The organism is Acetobacter orleanensis (assembly GCF_001581005.1).
GTDB lineage: Bacteria > Pseudomonadota > Alphaproteobacteria > Acetobacterales > Acetobacteraceae > Acetobacter > Acetobacter orleanensis.
Genome location: NZ_LHZV01000047.1, coordinates 1 through 19,741 on the forward strand (window position 1 = coordinate 1; position 19,741 = coordinate 19,741).

The window sequence follows — 19,741 nt, forward strand, 5'->3', positions numbered from 1 at the left end:
CACCACGGTGAATGGCGGCGCGCTGAACCTTGTTGAAGGTGCGGTTGTGTCTAACACCACAGTGGCAGGCAGTGGCAGCTTTACGGTGGCGTCTGGCACGACGGCGCGCAACACGACCGTCAACGCGGGTGGTCTCGCAACGGTGTCCGGTGGAACGCTGACGACGGCGACGGTCTCTGGTGGGGAAGTGGACGTCTTCTCTGGCGGCACGGTGTCGGCCGCCAATGTGACGAACGGCGGCAACCTGTATGTGGAAGACGGTGCGTCAGCGGTGTCCGCCTCTGTCGGGTCAGCCGGATATCTGGAAGTGGATGCGGGTGGTGTCGCCAGCGGCACACAGGTTGGCAGCGCCGGGATTGTGCAGCTTGCGGGAACGGGCGTGGCCTCTGGCACCACGCTGGGCAGTTCGGCCACGCTGTATGCGGGGTCCGGCACCACGGCTGTCGGCACGGTGGTGCAGGATGGGGCCTCCTTACAGGTGCAGCAGGGCGGTGTTGCCAGCGGCACGCTCCAGCAGGGCGGCACGACAACTATTTTTGCCGGGGCATCCGCCACGGACACCACGGTGAATGGCGGCGCGCTGAACCTTGTTGAAGGCGCGGTTGTGTCTAACACCGTTGTCAATCGCGGTGGCAAGCTTGATGTGGAAGCAGGCAGCACGGCATCCGGTGTTACGGTGGCCAGCGGTGGGGAGGCAGATGTCTCTGGCAACCTGTCAAACGCGACTGTGGAAAGCGGCGGCGCGCTGGTGGTAACATCAACAGCAACGATTTCTGGCGTGGTTGTCAGCAATGGCGGTAATGTTCAGGTTCAATCCGGTGGGTCTCTGACAAACGTACATGTTAGCCGAGGCGGCGGAATTGACCTTGGGTGGCTGGCCTATGATAGCGGGATAACGGCAACGGTCGTTGATGGTCACACGCTTGAGATTTCCGGCGCTGGGAGCAGCAAACCCGTTGCGACGCTGGAAGGCGACTACACTAACGATTTCTTCGTTCTGTCTGACGATGGGCATGGTGGCACGCTCCTGACACTGGAAGAAGGCACACCTTGTTACTGCCCCGGCACCGCAATTCTGACTGAGACGGGCGAACGCCCGGTTGAAGAACTGGAAATTGGGGACCGTCTGGTGACGCGTAATGGCACCCTACGCCCAATCCGCTGGATTGGACGCCGTGCTTATGACGGCCGCTTTGCCGCGGGACGCACCGATATCATGCCGGTGCGGATTGCTGCGGGTGCGTTGGGGAATGGCTTGCCGCAGCGGGATCTGGTTATTTCCCCGCTGCATGCCATGTTCCTGCTGGATGTTCTGGTTCCGGCTCAGGCATTGGTGAACGGGGAGACCATTACGCAGCAAGACAATGTCAGTGTGATTGAATACATTCATATAGAACTGGAAACACACGACATTATTTTTGCGGAAGGAGCTCTTTCGGAAACCTTCGTTGATGACGGTAGCCGTGGCATGTTCCATAACGCGCATGAGTTTGCCGAGCTTTATCCAGACATTCAGCACGAGGAGGCCCGCTATTGTGCGCCCCGCGTGGAAGACGGCGAGGCTCTGGAAATTGTCCGTCGATATCTAGCATCGGTTGAACATCCTGCTGTGACGACTGCGGAACTGTATATAGACAGCGTTACCCGCAGCCGGATTGCAGGCTGGGGGTGGGACCCGAAACAGCCAGACGGCAAACTACGCCTGAAAATCTGTGCGGGTGGCGTTGTTTTGTGTCATGCGGTGGCCGACCAGTATCGTGGGGATCTGAAGGCTACTGGAAAAGGCAATGGCTTTTATGCTTTCGAGGTCGATCTGGTCGGTGGGTTGACGGATGAGCAAATTGCAAATCTGTCTGTCTCAGTCGTCGGTGTTGTTCCGGCCGCACGCGCTGTGGCCTGACGCAAAGCCGGACAGGTATGAAAGCACCTTATATTGTCCCGGTGCACCAGACGGTGCTACCGGGATATCTGGATCTGGCAACCCGCACCCGTATTGTAGGCTGGGCACAGCCTGCACGGGGCGGGGAGCCAGAAGCTCTCCAAATCCTTGATAATGGCAAGCCTATTGCACGCGTTATTGCTAATCAGGCCCGTCCGGACGTAGCGCAGGCCGGGTTTGGTGAAGCCCGTTGTGGGTTTGACCTGCTTATCCCTGCCGCGCTGCCAGCGCACGAGCGGCATGTTATTCAGGCCCGTCGGGAAAGCGATGGCTCGGAATTAAGTGGCTCCCCGGTCGTTATTGAGGCTGCCAGCGCGTTTGATGAAGACTTGCAACGGCTTGTAAGGCAAGCGGCGCAGGGTACGCAAACCAACGCTGAGCGGGAAAAAATTCTCGCCTTTTTAGCAGATGTTGCGGACAAACTGCTTGTCGCTCAGGCGCGGACAGAAAGCGGACTGGAACAGAAAGAACGGTATAGCCGCCTTGCTCGACGTTATGGGCCAGCTATCCCCCAGAAAATCAGAACACCGCGAGCCCTGATTATTGATGAAAACCTTCCTGTGGCGGGTCGGGATGCTGGGTCACAGGCTATTTTATCTCACGCGGAAAGCCTTAAAAAGCTTGGCTATAGCGTGAGTTTTGTCGCTTCTAGTGATCTGGACCCCGATCATTCTTCTTGTGGTCGGCTTGAGGCGGATGGGCTAACAATCTGGCGTACGCCGCACTACAGCTCTGTTGAGGATATTTTGCGCCGTCAGGCGGGAACGTTTGATGTCGTGTATTTGCATCGCATCGGGGTGGCGAGCCGTTACCTTGCTCTGGCTCGCCATTATCAGCCGGGTTCTACAGTGCTGTATAGTGTGGCGGACCTCCATCATCAGCGTCTAAACGGGCAGGCCACTCTGGAAAATAGGCCGGAATTGTTGGCTTTGAGCCGGGCCATCCGGTTACAGGAATGCACGGCAGCATGGCAGGCCGATGCTGTGTTGACTCATTCACCGGAGGAGGCTGAATGGCTGACGAGATCCGTTATTCAGGCACGTGTTGCCTGCGTTCCATGGGCTATTCCGGTAAAAGCGTCGGCAGGTGGTTTTGAAAACCGACGGGATATTGCCTTTATAGGAAATTATGCTCACGCTCCCAATCTCGACGCGGTGCGCTGGTTTGTCGAGGCAATTCTGCCCGGCTTACGTGAGAAAAACCCTATATTGAGTCTCTGGCTAGTTGGCGCACATCTCCCTACGCATTTGCGTTGGCCAGAAGGTGTGCGCGTTGTAGGGCATGTCGCTGATCTGGATAAAGACGTTCTGGAGCGGGTTCGTTTGACCGTTGCCCCGCTGAGGTTTGGGGCGGGGATCAAAGGGAAAGTGTTGGAGAGTTTTGCTGCGGGTGTTCCGTGCGCGATGCTGCCAACCGCCGCTGAAGGGCTTGCTTTGCCACGCTCGCTCGCTCCGCTCGTAGCAAAAGATGAAAAAGCGCTGAAAAACCTAATTCTCAAGCTCTATGCAGACCCTGAGCGTTGCCAACGGCTGAGTGAAAAAGCCCAAGCCTATATTGCCTCTACATTTAGCGAAAACTGCACAACCCAAGCTTTACAAGAGGCTATTAAAATAGCTAGTCAGAAAAGAAAGATTTCCTAAAATATCTTTTTCCATCATGCTCGCTAATCACATGCATGGAAATATTTACTTGCGAGTGTTCAGGTGAGCTTTAGGAAATTATAATTTCCTAAGAGCAGATTTCGTGCGTTCTACCATTATTTGCAATAAAGGCATGTTGAAGGCACTGTATAATACGCGCAAACCATGATGCATCTGTTAAGGTGCTTTACCGGAAACGATGTGCCGTAAATCCGCTTCCCAACTCTGGTTTGTGTCGAGTTTGATAGCAGTCGAACTCTGTGTCCATACAATCACGCCGTTAATTACTCTCCTTGTATCGGCTAACTGAGCGAGCCATTCTGCATCGCCCAGAAAACCATTTTTTGTTACTCCGGCTTTATAAGGGGATATATAGGCGTATATCGGAAGTGATTTATTGATGGTGTGATCATTCGTTATGGCGGCTTGCAGACGTGCAGACCAAATATCATGGTTTGGCCAGCGCTGGTACATGGTCGGCGCAAAGAAATCGAAACCGCCTTCTCGGTAAATTTTTGCTCTTATGTCGAGAAATTTTGAATTAAAATCGTAGTCATAAATACCGATTTTTGCTTTTGGATAACTCTCCCGTGTCCATACGATAAACTTTTTGAGTAATTGAACCTCGTTGTTGGCTTGTTCTGCTGAGGTCGCTTTGTCAATTACAATATTCTCGAAATCGAACGCAATAAATGAGCTTGACCGGAATTGAGCCACGTAACTGGCAAGCGTTTTCTTGAACTGGCTTTCAGTCGGGACGTTGTAGCACTGGGTTTCGTCGCACGTCAGTTTCCAAACATCATATATTGATGTGAAGGGTAGCAACCCGGCTCTGTCGAGGTCGTCCGCGTTAGCGAACCGCGTGCCGTTGAAGACTCGGAAATTCGTCTCGTGAGGTTGTCGTTCGGCTCCTGCGTCCGTACAGCCGCTTATTGCTGCTAGCATCGATACTGAGACGCATCGGATAATGAGCATGAACTTCAATGTTTTAAAAACCTTGGAGAAGAAGGTGCTTTCGTGACTAATGCATGCGGCAACATTCTCGTCAAGTTGCGTGAGCGGTAAGTTTAAAACATAGAACAATGGCTCTGTTTGACGTTTGCTTATGTCATCGCGTTTTATCTGTCGTGGCTGATGAAGTAGACGCATTAGAATCAATGAATACCTCGAGAAAATGAACCGAAAGCAAATTGTTCAATTGCTGTTCGAACGGCCGGTGATCCTGTAATGCTAGGAGCTTTTTTGAAAAAAGCTCTTACGAAATAGGCTACGTGGTCAAAAAATATATGGAAAAAATATATCGCTTTTTACGTAGCAACTAAAATTCGTATGTAAATTACGGTGGTTCAAAAAATAGAGTTTATGTTATTAATTGGTAATGATATGTAGTTGTTTTATAATGAAACTGTATAGTGAACATTTTTGAGCGAGATGTTTTCCACGCAAAGATTGTTTTTGTGATTTTCAAGAAATCTATAGCGACGGGAAAAGGAAAAATAGGTTAATTCTCTCGAGGACTTGATTGTGCTCTCATGAATGCGTGGCAATTAATTGTTCGGATTTTCCGACATGTCTTGTCGAGAAACAGCATGTTATTTCATAATCTCATGCGTGATAATCTCTCAATCCGCATAGTACACGTCTGGTCGTCGTGATTGATAAGGGCGTCACTTGTTCTGGAAGAGGAGTGGCTATTGTGAGCAGGCATTCCGAATAAGAGTGAAATGAGAGGGGAGAAAGCGCGTTATGGTTCCGCATCGATTGACTTCCCCAGATATTTTTCAGCATGTCCGCATAATTATGGCTATGGTGGTTGGTTTAAGTGTAACCCGACTGCTGACTGGTCTTGTTCGTATTATTCAACATCCTAACCAAACGCGAATTTATCCGGTGCATATTGGTTGGGTTCTGACATTGCTTTTAATGCTTATGCATTTCTGGTGGTGGGAATTATGGCTGATTGAATTACCAAATTGGAATTTCGAAACTTATTTATTTCTAATTCTATACGCGGTTATACTCTTCTTCCTGAGCGCTTTTCTCTTTCCTGAGTCTGTTAGTGATTATACGGGCTACGAGGATTTCTTTATATCCAGACGGAAATGGTTTTTCTCGTTTTTTGCTTTAACGGTCGTTTTTGATCTGATTGATACTCTTATAAAAGGACCGGCGCACTACGCACTCTTTTCTATCGAATATTGGTTCCGTGTTCCTGTTTATCTCATTCTATGTGGCATTGCGATCTTTTCGGCCAATCGACGATTTCACATTGCGTTCGTCAGCGTGGGGCTGTTTTATGAAATATCCTGGATTATTCGGCATTTTGAAACATTGTCCTGATATACGAAGTTCTCTCAGAAATCAGGATTGAGGTTTGGACGGAAAGCGCTCTCTTGCTTGTGCAGATGAAGCTCTGTGGACCCTGTATGTCACGGGCTTCAGCCCTTCAGGTATGGAGATTAGGAGCGAGCAGGCTACCGACTTTCGGCCAGCAATGATATTATCTGGCTCTTTGGCACAGGTGCCGGATATAAGGTTGTTTTGGTTTAGTTACAATTGGGAATGCATGATGATCAAATACGGTTTACGTCTTCTGGCTGGTGTCCTTGTGGCCGCTCCGGTTCTGGCGGGCTCCGCGCAGGCTGCGTCTGATGGCCTGACGGTGTACAACACCAACTGTTCAGTCTGCCATCAGGCAGGCGGCGTAGGGATGCCGGGGCAGTTTCCTGTTCTGAAGAACCGGATTGATAAAATTGCAGCAACTCCGGAAGGCAAGAAATATCTGGCGGATGTTGTTTTGAACGGTCTGCATGGGCCTCTTCAGGCAGGTGGGGTTGCCTATGCCGGGTTTATGCCTTCACTCAAAGCACTTTCTGATGAGGATATTGCGGCAGTGCTGAGCTATGTTGCGTCTTTAGGCGATACCAAACCCGCCCCGACCCTTACTGCGGAAGATGTGAAGGCAGCCCGTGCAACGCCGAAAAAAGGTCCGGAAATGCAGGCGGAACGAAACGCCCTGAATGCGGCGCATTCCATTCCGTAATGCTATAGGGTTGTAGCAATGCCTTCCGCCAGATTAACGCTGTTATCTGGCAGGGGGCAGAGCGGACCACTCTAATCAGGGATGACAATGCCCGTTACACTTCTTGCCTGCATGATTGCCAGCGCGCAGCATTATCACATTCCTCCGCGTGTCTTGCCGGTGATCCAAAAAGTGGAAGGCGGTGCGACAGGAATGGTGCACCCGAATGGCGATGGGAGTGCCGACCTCGGGCTGATGCAGGTCAATACACGCTGGGTTCTCCCGCTGGCGGATACGCATCATCTCCCTGTTCCACAGGTTGCTGCTCGTCTTGTCTCCGACGTCTGCTTCAATATTGAGGCTTCGGCCATTATCATGCGGACATATATTGATGAGGCCCATGGGGATGTTATCCGCGCTATTGGCTATTATCACTCTCATACGCCTACGCTCGGCGCGGCTTACAGGCGCAAGGTGCTGAATATGGCGACATCCATGTTTGCTAATAAAAAATAGCCGCACAAGGGATGAGGGCCACCAGATCAACTCTAGTTCCTGACCAGTTCTAGTTATGGATAAGCAGGCGCGTTACCCAGATTGATAAGGCCAGACACGGGCCGAATGGCAGAATCATCCGGGCATGTAACGTGCGGCCTCTAACGGCCAGAGCGCAGGCAAACAGAAATCCACAGAGTGAGGCACCCAGCAGGACGGAAGGCAAAGCTTCTGCGCCAACCCATGCACCGCCAGCGGCAAACAGTTTGGCATCTCCCCCGCCTAGTCCATTGCGTTTTCTTATGGCCTTATAGAGGGCGGCCAAGAGCGCAAGGAGAGCCCATCCCGCCAGTGCGCCAATGATACGGCTTTCCAGTGAAGCCCCATCCGGTATGGCTAGGCCTTCCGCAAGGCCGCAGAGCAGCAGGGGAAGGGTGATTGCGTCTGGGAGAAGGAAGGTTTCCACGTCAATCCAGCTTAATGTCAGCAAGCCCCAGCCGAGCAGAACATCCCCCCAGACTAGCGGATTGTCTGCTCCTCGCAGTACAAGGCAGAGCAGAGCGACCGCTGTGGCCGCGAGTTCTATCGCCAGATGGGCCGGGGCAATGCGTGCCCCACAGGCGCTACAGCGGCCCCGCTGCCTGATGTAACTCCAGAGTGGTATGAGTTCGGCCGGGCTGAGCACGTGGTGACAGTGCTCACAGCGTGAGCGATCAAAGCCAACAGGTTCTCCCCGTGGCAGCCTGCGAATAAGAACACCCATAAAGCTGCCGATAAACGGCGCAAGCACCACAAGAAACCAGCCCATAAGGGTTTCTTGTGCCGGACCGCGTGCGTGTCTGCAAGAAGCTCCCGTTCAGACCGAGCGTTTTCCAAAGGCTTTGCGGGAAACTCTGAACAGTGTTTCCCGCAGCCATCTGTGGACCGGGTCCGTATCGCGCCGGGGGTGCCACGCCTGAAATGCTTCAATGCAGGGCAGGGAAAGCGGGAAGTCAAAAACTGCCAGACCGAGCGCATCCAGAGAAATATGATTGATGACAAGGCCGGGCAGGGGGAGCACGAGATCCGTGCCTTTCATGCTTTCAATCATGCAGTGATAATTGGGAACAACCATGGCAATCCTGCGGGTCAGGCCATGCTGGTTTTGCAGCATCCAGTCAATGGGGCCGCGTGCTTTTCCGCGCCGGGAAACACTGATGTAATCATACTGCACCATGCTTTCCGGTGTGATGGGGGTGGCCAGAATAGGATGCTCTTTGCGGACAAGCCCCTGCATGTAATCACGCATAACAGTCTGGCGTCGGATTTCCGGCGTCATCAGTTCCGTCGCGCCGATATAGAGGTCAATCCCGCCATCACGCAGCGGGTCTGATGCCGCTTCATCCATTTCCGGTGCCCAGATGACCTCACAGCGCGGGCAGTCCTGTTTAAGGGCTTCCAGCAGTGGGAGGGCGAGGGCTGCGACAATCAGGTCATTCGCGCGGATTTTAAAAGTCGGACTCATGTTTGCCAGATTGGCGAGAGCACGGGTTTCCAGCAGGCTGTCCGCGTTGCGCACCAACTCCTGCACTTGTGCCAGCACACCTGTTGCAAAGGCCGACGGCAGCATCCGTCTGCCTGCCTGCACCAGAATAGGGTCCGCAAACGCGCTGCGGAGCTTGGCAAGCTGGCGGCTCATGGCGGGTTCGCTCATTTTCATGCGGCGCGCCGCGCGGGACACGCTCTCTTCTTCAACGAGCACCTGAAGGAAGCGCAGCAGATCGAGGTCATAGCCTTTCATTCTTCCAGAAATAGATTGTGTCTGGCGGATTGACCACAGATTACTCTTCCGAAAATCGAAGTCGTTGCTTTCCTTAAATGAGGGTTGTCGGGTGGCCTGCGCTGGGATGATGTGGGCTTATGAACACCGTCACTCCTTCTCAGGCGGTTGGTGAGCCTGTTATCCATGCCTCACCGCCCCGGCCATCTTATATTCCGCCATTTGGCATGCGGACTGTTATCGGCTGCCTTGGCATGCTGCTGGCAGTGCATGTCGCCGGCTTCAATGAGCATGTGACGCAGATTGGCCTGTCCGACATCCGTGGCGCCATGAATATCGGTCACGATGAAGGAACGTGGCTGATCTCTGTTTACGAGGCGTTCAACATTGCGGCCATGGCCTTCACACCGTGGTTCTATGTAACGTTCTCCATTTACCGCTTTTCCATTTTCATGACGGCCATCATGGCGCTGCTCTCCATTCCGGCCCCGTTTATGCCGGATGTGACATCGCTGTGCGTTCTTCAGGCTTTTCAGGGGCTAGCGGCAGGCTGCCTGCCGCCAGTGCTCATGACGGTAATGCTCAAATATCTGCCGCCGCAGCTCCGCGTGTTCGGGATTGGCGGGTATGCCATGAGTGCGACGTTTGGCCCCAATCTCGGTCTGCCGCTGGAAGCACTTTTGTTCGAGAAAATTGGCTGGCACTGGCTGTACTGGGAGGTTATCCCGCTCGCCATGGTGGCCGTGGCCATGATGGCGTATGGCCTGCCGCGTGACCCCATGCATTTCGAGCGGTTCAAACAGTTTAACTGGTTCGGGCTGATTGTGGGCGTGCCTGCTATCTGTTCTCTCGTGACAGTTCTGTATCAGGGCGACAGGCTGGACTGGTTTCGCTCACCCATTATCACCAATCTGACGTTTTGGGGTATGGCGGCCTTTATTGTGTTCGTTATTAACGAGGCCTTTCACCCCAGTCCGTATTTTCGCATCCAGTACTGGCGGTCGCGCAATATTCAGGCCTCCTTGCTCTCGCTGGTGGGGATTCTGGCCATTTGCTCCATCATGGCGGAAATTCCCGCCACCTATCTGGAAGCCGTGCGGGGCTACCGGCCCATTCAGGCCGCCCCTATTTCTCTTGTGGTTGCTCTTCCGCAGTTGATTATGCTGCCGCTGGTTGCGGCCCTCTGTAACAGCCGCAAGGTGGACTGCCGCTTTGTGCTAGCCGGAGGCATGCTCTGTCTGGCGGCTGCGGCGTGGTTGGGCACATGGCTTACGGTGGATTGGGTGCGGGATAATTTCTATCCGCTCCAGATTCTACAGGTTTTTGGACAGCCGATGACGGTCATTCCCACCCTGATGCTGGCCACGATGGCGATGGGTCCGGCGGATGGTCCGTATATTTCCGGCATGGTGAACATGCTCAAAGGGCTGGCGAACGCTGTTGCTTATGCGTTGTTTGCCGTCCTTGTCCGGCGGCGGGAGCAGTATCACTCCACCATGCTGCTGGACCATCACGGCACACAAAGGCTGACTTTGCAGGGCATGGGCAATCCCATCACGCACCAACTGTCCGCCACATCGCCCGATGCCGCGCATGTGGCCCGGAACTCGCTTCAGGTCTTTCATACCTATGTGCATGAGCAGTCTCTCGTGCTGGCGCTGAACGATATTTACGTCGTGCTGATCTGCATCTGCCTTGGCTACGCGGTGATGAACCTGCTGCTGCCGCATCGTGTGTATCCGCCCCGTGCGCCGTCTCCTGATACTCCTGCTCGTTAATTCGGAACTCTGATCATGATGTATAAAAAACCTCTGCTTTATGCAGGCTGTGCCGCAGGTGTTCTCGCTCTTATTGCATGGGGCGGGACGCGACTGGTGAATGGCGATGCTGTGCACCAGTACACGAATGATGCGTACGTGACGGCGGATTTTCCAACGGTTGCGCCCAAGGTTTCCGGGCGGATTGACCGTGTTCTTGCGCAGGATAACGAGCAGGTGCATGCGGGCGAGGAACTCGCCCATATTGAGGATGACGACTACAAAGCTGCTCTGGAAGTTGCCCGAGGTAACAGACTGGCCGCGCAAGGGGATGTGCAGAATCTGGAGGCTGAACTGGCCCGGCAGGACTCCGTTATCGCGGAAGCGCGGGCCGCTGTACTGTCGGATCAGGCCATGCTGCTGTTTGCCCGGCAGAATGCGGTGCGGTACCGCAATCTGTCTTCCGGCGGGGCTGGCACCATTGAGCAGAAACAGTCCTCCGAAGCGCATGAAAAAGAGGCCGAAGCCGCCATTGCGCGAGATCAGGCGGGTGTAGAAGCCGCCATCCGGCAGGTTGCGGTGCTGAAAGGCCAGCTTGAACGCGCACGGGGTATTCTGGTGCGGGCGCAGGGGGATGAAAAGCAGGCCGAACTGAACCTGTCCTACTGCACCATTCCGGCTCCCATAGATGGCGTTGTGGGGGAGCGCGGTGTACGCGTGGGGAATTATGTGCAGCCGGGAACGGGTATTCTGGCTGTTGTGCCAACGCATGAGGCTTATGTGCTGGCCAATTTTCAGGAAACACAACTGACAAAGGTGCAGGCGGGGCAGCGGGCCACCGTCTGGGTGGATACGTTCCCCAACCAGCCGCTCAAGGCGCATGTGGACTCACTGGCCCCGGCGACGGGCGTGGCCTTTGCGCCGATCCAGCCTGACAACGCCACCGGCAATTTTACCAAGGTGGTCCAGCGTATTCCGGTCAAACTGACTTTTGATCCGGGCCAGCCGCTTGCGGCCAGAGTGCGCGTTGGCATGTCGGTGGAAGTGAAAGTTGATACGTCCTCAAAGCCGGAAGGGCCGCACGCCAATGACTCCCGCTATATCTGGCAGTAATGCGATGAAGCGCTTTCTTCTGACTGGCTTGTCGATGCTCGCCCTTGCGGGCTGCACGGTCGGGCCAGACTACCACGCGCCACAGGTCAAGGCTCCAGCGGCATGGCGGGCAACGCAGCCGCCAGCCGCCAGCCGGATCAGCACAGCCTCAGCCGATCCGCACTGGTGGACCCTGTTTCATGACCCTGCGCTAAGCAAGCTGGAAAATGAGGTTGCGACCTCCAATCTGGACCTGAAAGCCGCTAGTCTGCGCCTGATGCAAAGTCAGGCCGAGCGGCGCATTGCCAGTGCGGCGCAGATGCCGCACATGGAGGGCAATGCCTCCTACGCGCGGGAGCGCGCCAGTACCAATGGTGTGCTGGGCCTGTTGGGCACTATGGAGCACGCAGAGGCTGGGTCTGTTGCATCTGGCACGCAAGGATTTGGCCCAACAGCTTTGCCGGGCAGTGTGGGAAATCCAGCGTTCAATCTGCCGCAATACGGCATGAATGCCTCATGGGAAGTCGATTTCTGGGGGCATGTGAGGCGTCAGGTGGAAGCGGCGACTGCGGCAACGCAGGAAACCGAGGAAATGCGGCGCGATACGCTGGTTTCCCTGATGGCGGAAACGGCGCTGGACTATATCGACCTGCGAGCAACGCAGACGCAGGTGGGTATTCTTGAGCATAATATCGAGATCGCGCAAAACAGCGTCCGCCTGACCAGCCTGCGCTTCCAGCAGGGTGCTGCGACCCGGCTGGATGTGGCGGAGGCTACCGGGCAACTGCACACCTTCACCTCCCGTCTTGCTCCGCTGAAAGCGCAGGAAACACATAGGCTCAATGCGCTCAGTTTCCTTGTGGCGCGGGAGCCGGGGGCGCTGGATGCGGAACTGGGTAGGCCGTCCGGTATTCCATCTGTGCCATCTGTGGTGCCGGTTGGCCTACCGTCCCAACTAGCGGAAAACAGGCCGGATATCCGCATGGCGGCGGACCGTCTGCATGCGGCTACGGCCGCCATTGGGGTGGCGATTGCGGATTTCTTCCCGCGTGTCACGCTATCCGGCAGTCTGGATGTTCAGGCTCTTCAGTTTAGCGGGCTGGGGTCATGGGCGTCGCGCCAGTACGGGTTTGGGCCGACTGCCACATTGCCGATTTTTGAGGGCGGGCGTCTGACCGGGCAGTTGCATCTGCGCAAGGCGCAGCAGAAGGAAGCGGCCACACTCTTCCAGCGCACCGTGCTGAAAGCTTGGCAGGAAATTGATGATGCCATGGCGGACTTTACCGCCGCCCAGCGGCGGCGCGATGAACTGGCGGACGCGGTGCATGAAAACCAGATCGCTGTGGACACAGCAAAAGCCCAGTATGTGCAGGGAGCGTCAGACTTCCTGAATGTGCTGACTCTTCAGAATGCGTTACTGTCTTCACAAAGCGCGCTGGCGACGGCAACGGCGGAGGTGGCCGGGTCTGTCACCCATCTCTACCGTGCTGTTGGCGGAGGGTGGCAGAGTGCTTATCCTGAAAAAATTGCCTCCAGAACACCAACCTGAGGAGAGCGCCATGATAACCGTGAGACAGGCAGACACTCTGGGGGTGACGCAGTCGGATACGCTCACGCTCCGGTGCTATTTTGCTTTTGCGGACTATCAGGACCCGGTGCATCAGCATGAGGGGCGACTGCGGGTGCTCAATCAGGGCGAACTCGGTCCTTCAGAGACGTATCATCTGGGGCCGGAAGCTGCGGATGATATCGTGACATGGGTCTGGACCGGGAGCCTCGTGGCGCAGGTAGACGGATTTGAACCGGAGGACATTCAGGCTGGTGGGCTGCATTTCATCAGTGCCGGTTCTGGCTGCACTGGGTTATCATGGCAGGCTGGCGCGGAGGGGGCCGCGTTTCTTCAGTTCTGGTTTTTGCCGGATATGGAGGGGGGGATGCCCCGGCAGGAAAGCCGCTCCTGTCTGGACCAGCAGGGAGATGGCGGGTTCAGTATTCTGGCATCTGGCTTTCCTGAAGATAATGCCGAAGAGAGCGAGGATGTCACAGATGATGGGCCTGTCGCCCTGAGAGCGAGCGCGCGTCTGCTACATGCCGCCATTCCGGCAGGTGAAGGGGCAGCTTACAACACCAGCGCGAGCCGGGATCTTTATCTGGTGGTTGTGTCCGGCACGGTCTCTGTTGAAGAGAGTGTTTTAAAGACCGGGGATGCTGCTGCTGTGCAGGGTGTTCAGACACTCACGGTTATGGCGCAGGAGCAGGCCGTTATTTTGCTGACGGACGTTGCGCAGTCCTGATCTGATATAGTGCCACACCGAGGCAGTTTTTGCAGCGCCACTCCTCATTCATACCAACCAGTGTTTTCTGGAACCCATGGACTGTCTGGCGGTCATTATGAGTGGGCGGCGCGCTTCAGATAGAAGATAGGAAACTTTGTGGGTTCAGGTGCGCATGGATTTGTCTCTTTCTGTGGCAGGGATTTTACAGAGCAGGGCCACTGGGTTTGATTTTTCCAGAGCAGAGGACGCTGATAATAAGGAAAAGTGTGGTTTCGCAAAACGCAAGTTTCCATAAGGCAAGGTCCTGCCCGACAAAACCGACGGCAAGCAGCAGGAGCACACCAATAAGTTGGCTGACGGCCAGACGGCGTGTTGCTACCCAGCGGTAAGCGGTGCTGGCCAGCAGATAGACGGCGGGGCCAAGCGTCATGACCAGTGCCGGAGCGCCTTTTGCGTCTTCAATCGGGTTTTCCAGAAGCATGTTCATGGCGACAGCGGTGACGATAATGCCCGCTATCAGCACAACATGCAGATAATGGAAGTAGGCTCCCATCCGGCCCGGGTCAGAGGAACTGCTGATGGCATGTTCGGCTTCCTCGCTGGATGTTTCAAAATACAGCCACCACATGGCGAGGGTGCAGAGAAAGCTGGCGCCAAAACCGCCAAACTCAATCCATGACCACTGCTTGCTTTCCGCAAGAGAAAGGCCTGAAGCCATGATGGTCTCGCCAAGGGCGACAATCACAAACAACTGGCAGCGTTCTACAATGTGTTTGCCTGAAATGGTCCAGTCCGAGGTGTACGAACGCCCAAGCCCCGGTAGCCAGAACCCGAACATGGGGGAGAGATATTCACAGATCACGCCCGCAGCCCAAAGGGGGACGCGCGCCTCCGGGGGAGCAAGGCCCCCCGCAATCCAGAAGCCGCCCGCAATAACGCCCCAGCCCAGAATACGGCGATAATTTGGGGCGAGGGGATGGGAGGCTGGAAGGTTGAACACAATAAAAGCGGACCGCCCGACCTGCATGGTCACATAGCACAGGGCAAAGACTAGCCCGCGCTCCCCAAAAGCCTCCGGGGCCGCCGCACCGCAGATAAGAGCCAGCGCCATGGTCAGAAACAGCACGCCACGCAAGGCGGGTACACGGGGGTCAAACCAGTTGGTGACCCAGCCGGTATATTGCCACCCCAGCCATGCAGCGAACCACAGGATAAGGGTTTGCACACCGCCCAGCACAGTCAGATGATGCAGCAGGCCATGACTGATTTGCGTGACGAGGAACACATAGACCAGATCAAAAAACAGTTCCTCATTCATCACGCGGGCATTGTCGGCGCCCGGTTTGCGCATGAGGGGATGAAGTGAGGGCTCCTGTGGCGTCATGAAAGGCTCCGTTAAGAAGGGGGCGCTTTAAACGCTTCCGCCGCATATCTGCGTTGCGTAGCACATTCCTGCACCAGAAAGTCCAGAAGAGCGCGTACGGCGGGAACAAGTCCGCGTCGGGATGGGAAAACAGCGTGAATAACCCCGGCACGGGGCTGCCATCCGGGTAAAACCTGCACAAGGCGTCCGGCCTCAATATCCTGCCACATCATCATGGTGGGAAGCTGCACGATGCCGCTGCCAATCAGCGCTGCTTCCCGCAGCACAGCCATATCGTCCGTGGCAAGGCGGGGTTCATGAAAAACCGTGGCGGTCTGCCCCTGCTGGTTTTCCAGCAACCATGAATGGGTGCCGGGGTGGGTTTTAAAGTCCAGACTGGGCAGGCCGCTCAGGTCCGCGGGGGAAGCGAGAGGGTGAGGAACCAGAGCCGGGGCGGCAACAAGGCATTGAGTGCTGGTATCCAGCGTGCGCATCACAAGGTCTGAGGGGGCGAGAGGGGGGAAGCGAACCCGAATGGCGAGGTCAAACCCTTCTTTGAGCACATCCACCTGCCGGTTGGTGCTTTCGAGTTGCAGCGTAACCGATGGATAGCGCTGCATGAACTGGGCCAGCAGCGCACCGAACTGAAAATTGAGAAGTGCAACGGGGCAACTCAGCCGGATCTGCCCGCAGGGTTCAGCTTGAAGCTGGGCGACAGACTGCTCTGCGGCATCGGCTTCGGCCAGCATGCTCAAACAATGCTGATAAAACCGGTGTCCTGTTTCTGTCACACTAAAATGGCGGGAGGAGCGTTGGATAAGGCGTGTGTGCAGCCTGTCTTCCAGCAGGCCAACCCGGCGGCTGAGCAGTGATTTCTGGAGGCCGGTTGCGCGGGCAGCGGCGGAAAAACCACCATGTTTGACGACCTGCGCAAAATATTCAAAGTCGTTAAGATCTCTCATCGTCCTGCCTGTAGAACGCATTGTTCGATCTGGCGCTCTTCCTGCGACAATAAGAGGAACCCATAGTTCTTATCAAGCAAAGAGGCACTGGCCTCTGGCACGCAGGTTAAAGGACAAGACCCATGCAAAAGAAAATTCTTGGTACCTATGGGAATGACCGGGGCCACTGGGTGGGAGATGGCTTTCCGGTCCGCTCGTTATTTTCCTACAGCCAGTTTGGCAAACATCTCAGCCCGTTTCTGCTGTTGGATTATGCGGGCCCGCATGAGTTTGAAACCACCGATGCCCGGCGGGGTGTAGGGGAGCATCCGCATAAAGGGTTTGAGACCGTCACGATTGTTTATGATGGTGAAGTTGAGCACCGGGATTCCTCGGGCGGTGGCGGTACTATCGGGCCGGGGGACGTGCAGTGGATGACGGCCGGTAACGGCGTGCAGCATGAGGAATTTCATTCTTCGGCTTATGCCAAAACCGGCGGCAGTTTCCGCATGGTGCAGTTATGGGTCAATCTCCCGGCAAAGGACAAAGGCGTTCCGGCTGCGTATCAGACCATTCTCGCGGGACACATTCCCACAATTCCCTTGACAGGCAATGCCGGACTTTTGCGGATTATTGCAGGAGAGTATGCCGGAACCGCTGGCCCGGCGCGCATCTTTTCCCCCCTGAACGTGTGGGATGGCGTGCTGCATGAAGGCGCGCAGGTGACACTGGACATCCCGAAAGACCACAACGCCGCCATTGTTTCTCTGGAAGGGCAGTTAATTTTGAACGGGGCGCAGGAACTCGGAGCAGCCCAGTTTGCGTTGTTGGACCATGAGGGTTCAGCGGTAACACTACAAGCGGCCAGAGAAAGCAGTTTTCTGGTGCTGACAGGAGAGTCACTGAATGAACCGATTGCAGGATACGGGCCTTTTGTCATGAACACGCAGGATGAAATCCAGCAGGCAATAGACGATTTTAATAACGGATGCTTTGGCGGCATTCACGCTTGACTGAGTAACTAACAGAAAGGGAGAAAAATTATGACACAGCCAAAACCTCTTCACTTCGTGACACTTCTTGGAAGCCTGCGGAAAGGCTCGCTCAACGGGATAGTGGCCCGCGCTTTGCCAGAACTGACGCCAGAGGGCGTTACCATTACGCCGCTAGGGTCCATCGCTGACGTCCCGCTTTATGATCAGGACGTGCAGGAGCAGGGGTTTCCTGCACCAGTTCTGGCCATGGCGGAGCAGATCCGTGCAGCGGATGGGCTGATTATTGTGACGCCTGAATATAATTACTCCATGCCCGGCGGGTTGAAAAACGCGTTGGACTGGCTCTCTCGTGTCACCCCGCAGCCTCTGGCAGGTAAGCCGGTTGCGCTGCAAACCGCGTCTCCGGGCGCTATTGGTGGCGCACGGGCGCAATATCACCTTCGGCAAACTCTGGTGTTTCTGGATGCGTTTGTTCTTAACAAGCCGGAAGTGATGATCGGGCAGGCGATAAGCAAGTTTGATGTGGAACAGGCAAAGCTGACTGATGAACCAACCCGCGCCTATCTGACACGCCAGATAGAGGCACTTGCCGCATTGGTGCGTCAGGTTGCGGGGAATGCAGGCGCTGAAAAATAAGCGTGAGAACGGCGCTCAATGGTGTTGAAAAAGTGAGAACGAACTCGGTGTTTATCTCCCGTGTCCGTTCTCACTCAGTCATGCTCTGATTTATTTTGCGTTTGGTTTCGGGTTTCCGGTTTCCGGATCAAGTAGCAAAGGTGTCAGGCGCGGCGGGGCGGTGAAATCGAATAGATCATTCAGATCATGGGCAACGTCATCAAAGGACCCGCCGCCAAGGCGCTGACCGTTCAGCCAGTTATCTTCAATAAAACGCGGGATGGAACTCTGGGTAATCTGCACATGGCTGATTGCATTGGTGCGGGCCCATGGGGAAATAAGAATAAACGGGATCCGTGTGCTGGGTCCGCAGCGCCCGTTAACAGGTTTGCCGTTAACCCCGGCAAAGGCTGTGCCCGTTCCACAATGGCCGGGGCTATTCATCTGGTCAGCTTCAGGATCGAACGACCCATGCTGTGGTTTAATGAAAGCGTGATCATACCAGCCGTCTGAATCATCATAGGCAATCAGGATCGCAGTATCGCGCCATTCCGGCTGCTGTTGAAGCATGTTGATGAGCGGTACGATGCCGTGTTGTTCATCAATAGGGTCAGAATACCCGGCGTGGGCGTCCTGAAAAGCTGGCAGTTTTATGAAGGAGACTGACGGAAGGCGATGTGCTGCCACGACGGCTTTGAAGTCTTCCAGATCATATTCATGGTTGGCAGGATCGGGCGTTTTACCATCCGCACTTAGAGTATGACCAATCGCGGCAAGTGAACTGGGCCGCGCATGCGTCGGGTTGGCAGTGCTGGTGTAGTACTGAAACCAGTTATGGTGGGGGATATAATCAGGGATAAGTTCATGCACGACGGGTGAGAAGGTTCCGCGCTTACAGCCGGTTGAGCCGTCACTATTTTTCAACTCAAGATTGAAGCCGCCCATAAATCCGCCCCACGAGATATTGGCGGCGTTCAGCAGATCTCCGATATTTTTACCGGTCATCATGACCTGATTGCTTTTGACGGAGCAGACATCGCCACCCGGATCAATATCATTGATCATCGTCCAACCACCCTGACCGTCCGCAATATAGGGGGAGGCGGCCTCCTTTGTGGAAGGTTTCTGGGTTGTGGTGACAATTTTCATGCCATTTGTCTGGCCGGAAACGGCTTCCAGCGCGCCGGGAGTGGAGGGGCCGTAGGTGTCCGTATAGGCGGCGTCACTCATGGCGAAACGCTGGGCGTAGTTCCAGAATGCCGTGACGGTATTACCGTCAAAATAGCCCATAACCTGCCCGCGGGTGGCAAATGCGCCAGTGCCACCGGAGGTGCCGCGGCCTGTATATTTGGGGAACAGGTCGGCATGCCCATCATGATACGCCATCTGCTCTGCGGTATAGAGATGATTCTGGTCCGCCGTACTAGCCTGTGTGCGGTCTAACCGGAAGGGCAGGGCGGCATTTTTCCCATTTTCCGGATTGGTATTAGGGTTTGTTTCCAGCAAATGCGCATTGAGCAGCGTGTTGGCTCGGGGAGTTTTGGGAGAGGCTTTGAAGGCAGGTTCACCCGGTGGATTACTGGCTACAGGATAAGTGCCGAAATAATGATCGAACGAGACGTTTTCCTGATAGATGACAACCAGATGTTTGATGGGCGTTTTTGTCGGGGTGTCAGTTTCAGTGGCCCATGCGGACGGCATGAGTGTCAGCAGTGATGTGCTCAGGCACAAAATACTGCAAAAAGTCTTGAACATGGGTATCCCTGCAAAATTACCTTCAAAGGCTGCTCTTATAGCATAAGGTCATCATCATGCCGAAGAACAGAAAGGGAACTGAATATATATAA

Annotated in this window: 17 protein-coding genes; 11 read left to right on the forward strand and 6 right to left on the reverse strand. The window is 55.1% G+C overall.

Annotated features, from left to right (window positions below):
• On the forward strand, window positions 1-1,900 hold a 1,900-nt coding region (locus tag AD949_RS02660; RefSeq protein WP_211259973.1), incomplete at its 5' end, for a Hint domain-containing protein.
• A 17-nt stretch (window positions 1,901-1,917) separates the two neighbouring features.
• Window positions 1,918-3,579, forward strand: a complete 1,662-nt coding sequence (locus AD949_RS02665; RefSeq protein WP_048836282.1) for a glycosyltransferase family 4 protein — start codon at window positions 1,918-1,920, stop codon at window positions 3,577-3,579.
• Window positions 3,580-3,756: 177 nt separating this feature from the next.
• On the opposite strand, the gene AD949_RS02670 is transcribed toward AD949_RS02665, so the two are convergent.
• Window positions 3,757-4,728 (reverse strand): hypothetical protein, encoded by a 972-nt coding sequence (locus AD949_RS02670; protein ID WP_141325450.1) that lies wholly within the window; start codon window positions 4,726-4,728, stop codon window positions 3,757-3,759.
• 597 nt (window positions 4,729-5,325) lie between these two features.
• On the opposite strand from AD949_RS02670, the gene AD949_RS02675 reads away from it, so the two are divergent.
• The 3 genes from AD949_RS02675 (at window position 5,326) to AD949_RS02685 (ending at window position 7,117) form a co-directional block, all read left to right on the forward strand.
• Window positions 5,326-5,919, forward strand: a complete 594-nt coding sequence (locus tag AD949_RS02675) for a hypothetical protein (protein ID WP_048836284.1) — start codon at window positions 5,326-5,328, stop codon at window positions 5,917-5,919.
• Between the two features lie 229 nt (window positions 5,920-6,148).
• A complete protein-coding gene (locus AD949_RS02680) occupies window positions 6,149-6,622 on the forward strand; it encodes a c-type cytochrome (protein WP_048836310.1) in 474 nt (157 codons plus the stop codon).
• An 87-nt stretch (window positions 6,623-6,709) separates the two neighbouring features.
• Window positions 6,710-7,117: a lytic transglycosylase domain-containing protein gene (locus AD949_RS02685; RefSeq protein ID WP_048836285.1), complete on the forward strand. Its 408-nt coding sequence runs from the start codon at window positions 6,710-6,712 to the stop codon at window positions 7,115-7,117.
• 49 nt (window positions 7,118-7,166) lie between these two features.
• Here the strand turns inward: AD949_RS02685 and AD949_RS02690 are convergent, their stop codons facing one another.
• Both AD949_RS02690 and AD949_RS02695 read right to left on the reverse strand, forming a co-directional pair.
• Window positions 7,167-7,904, reverse strand: coding sequence for a prepilin peptidase (locus AD949_RS02690; RefSeq protein WP_052944571.1), 738 nt, complete (start codon window positions 7,902-7,904; stop codon window positions 7,167-7,169).
• A gap of 48 nt (window positions 7,905-7,952) precedes the next feature.
• A complete protein-coding gene (locus AD949_RS02695) occupies window positions 7,953-8,876 on the reverse strand; it encodes a LysR family transcriptional regulator (RefSeq protein WP_048836286.1) in 924 nt (307 codons plus the stop codon).
• A gap of 119 nt (window positions 8,877-8,995) precedes the next feature.
• Between AD949_RS02695 and AD949_RS02700 the strand changes: the two genes are divergently transcribed.
• Genes AD949_RS02700 through AD949_RS02715 form a run of 4 tightly spaced genes read left to right on the forward strand, consistent with a single transcriptional unit; the run spans window position 8,996 to window position 13,998 of the window.
• Window positions 8,996-10,633: an MFS transporter gene (locus AD949_RS02700; RefSeq protein ID WP_048836287.1), complete on the forward strand. Its 1,638-nt coding sequence runs from the start codon at window positions 8,996-8,998 to the stop codon at window positions 10,631-10,633.
• Window positions 10,634-10,648: 15 nt separating this feature from the next.
• Window positions 10,649-11,725, forward strand: coding sequence for an HlyD family secretion protein (locus AD949_RS02705; RefSeq protein WP_048836288.1), 1,077 nt, complete (start codon window positions 10,649-10,651; stop codon window positions 11,723-11,725).
• A 4-nt stretch (window positions 11,726-11,729) separates the two neighbouring features.
• Window positions 11,730-13,253 carry an efflux transporter outer membrane subunit gene (locus AD949_RS02710; RefSeq protein ID WP_048836289.1) on the forward strand — a complete coding sequence of 508 codons (1,524 nt, stop codon included), beginning with the start codon at window positions 11,730-11,732 and terminating at the stop codon, window positions 13,251-13,253.
• Between the two features lie 10 nt (window positions 13,254-13,263).
• On the forward strand, window positions 13,264-13,998 hold the full coding sequence (locus tag AD949_RS02715; RefSeq protein WP_048836290.1) for a pirin family protein: 735 nt from the start codon (window positions 13,264-13,266) through the stop codon (window positions 13,996-13,998).
• A 184-nt stretch (window positions 13,999-14,182) separates the two neighbouring features.
• Here the strand turns inward: AD949_RS02715 and AD949_RS02720 are convergent, their stop codons facing one another.
• Together AD949_RS02720 and AD949_RS02725 are read right to left on the reverse strand one after the other, a co-directional pair.
• On the reverse strand, window positions 14,183-15,364 hold the full coding sequence (locus tag AD949_RS02720) for a low temperature requirement protein A (protein WP_048836291.1): 1,182 nt from the start codon (window positions 15,362-15,364) through the stop codon (window positions 14,183-14,185).
• Between the two features lie 11 nt (window positions 15,365-15,375).
• A complete protein-coding gene (locus AD949_RS02725) occupies window positions 15,376-16,305 on the reverse strand; it encodes a LysR substrate-binding domain-containing protein (protein WP_048836292.1) in 930 nt (309 codons plus the stop codon).
• Window positions 16,306-16,427: 122 nt separating this feature from the next.
• Here AD949_RS02725 and AD949_RS02730 point away from each other — a divergent pair, with 122 nt between their 5' ends.
• Together AD949_RS02730 and AD949_RS02735 are read left to right on the forward strand one after the other, a co-directional pair.
• Window positions 16,428-17,297 carry a pirin family protein gene (locus AD949_RS02730; RefSeq protein WP_048836293.1) on the forward strand — a complete coding sequence of 290 codons (870 nt, stop codon included), beginning with the start codon at window positions 16,428-16,430 and terminating at the stop codon, window positions 17,295-17,297.
• A 30-nt stretch (window positions 17,298-17,327) separates the two neighbouring features.
• Entirely contained in the window at window positions 17,328-17,915 is a 588-nt protein-coding gene (locus AD949_RS02735) for an NADPH-dependent FMN reductase (RefSeq protein WP_048836294.1), read from the forward strand.
• 90 nt (window positions 17,916-18,005) lie between these two features.
• On the opposite strand, the gene AD949_RS02740 is transcribed toward AD949_RS02735, so the two are convergent.
• Window positions 18,006-19,649 (reverse strand): phospholipase C, encoded by a 1,644-nt coding sequence (locus AD949_RS02740; protein ID WP_048836295.1) that lies wholly within the window; start codon window positions 19,647-19,649, stop codon window positions 18,006-18,008.
• Window positions 19,650-19,741: the final 92 nt, after the last annotated feature.

Coding starts and splice junctions, on each gene's coding strand:
- AD949_RS02665 (WP_048836282.1), top strand. CDS start 1,918: ATGAAAGCACCTTATATTGTCCCGGTGCACCAGACGGTGCTACCGGGA.
- AD949_RS02740 (WP_048836295.1), bottom strand. CDS start 19,649: ATGTTCAAGACTTTTTGCAGTATTTTGTGCCTGAGCACATCACTGCTG.
- AD949_RS02710 (WP_048836289.1), top strand. CDS start 11,730: ATGAAGCGCTTTCTTCTGACTGGCTTGTCGATGCTCGCCCTTGCGGGC.
- AD949_RS02685 (WP_048836285.1), top strand. CDS start 6,710: ATGCCCGTTACACTTCTTGCCTGCATGATTGCCAGCGCGCAGCATTAT.
- AD949_RS02675 (WP_048836284.1), top strand. CDS start 5,326: ATGGTTCCGCATCGATTGACTTCCCCAGATATTTTTCAGCATGTCCGC.
- AD949_RS02670 (WP_141325450.1), bottom strand. CDS start 4,728: ATGCGTCTACTTCATCAGCCACGACAGATAAAACGCGATGACATAAGC.
- AD949_RS02715 (WP_048836290.1), top strand. CDS start 13,264: ATGATAACCGTGAGACAGGCAGACACTCTGGGGGTGACGCAGTCGGAT.
- AD949_RS02730 (WP_048836293.1), top strand. CDS start 16,428: ATGCAAAAGAAAATTCTTGGTACCTATGGGAATGACCGGGGCCACTGG.
- AD949_RS02690 (WP_052944571.1), bottom strand. CDS start 7,904: ATGGGCTGGTTTCTTGTGGTGCTTGCGCCGTTTATCGGCAGCTTTATG.
- AD949_RS02720 (WP_048836291.1), bottom strand. CDS start 15,364: ATGACGCCACAGGAGCCCTCACTTCATCCCCTCATGCGCAAACCGGGC.
- AD949_RS02705 (WP_048836288.1), top strand. CDS start 10,649: ATGATGTATAAAAAACCTCTGCTTTATGCAGGCTGTGCCGCAGGTGTT.
- AD949_RS02680 (WP_048836310.1), top strand. CDS start 6,149: ATGATCAAATACGGTTTACGTCTTCTGGCTGGTGTCCTTGTGGCCGCT.
- AD949_RS02700 (WP_048836287.1), top strand. CDS start 8,996: ATGAACACCGTCACTCCTTCTCAGGCGGTTGGTGAGCCTGTTATCCAT.
- AD949_RS02725 (WP_048836292.1), bottom strand. CDS start 16,305: ATGAGAGATCTTAACGACTTTGAATATTTTGCGCAGGTCGTCAAACAT.
- AD949_RS02695 (WP_048836286.1), bottom strand. CDS start 8,876: ATGAAAGGCTATGACCTCGATCTGCTGCGCTTCCTTCAGGTGCTCGTT.
- AD949_RS02735 (WP_048836294.1), top strand. CDS start 17,328: ATGACACAGCCAAAACCTCTTCACTTCGTGACACTTCTTGGAAGCCTG.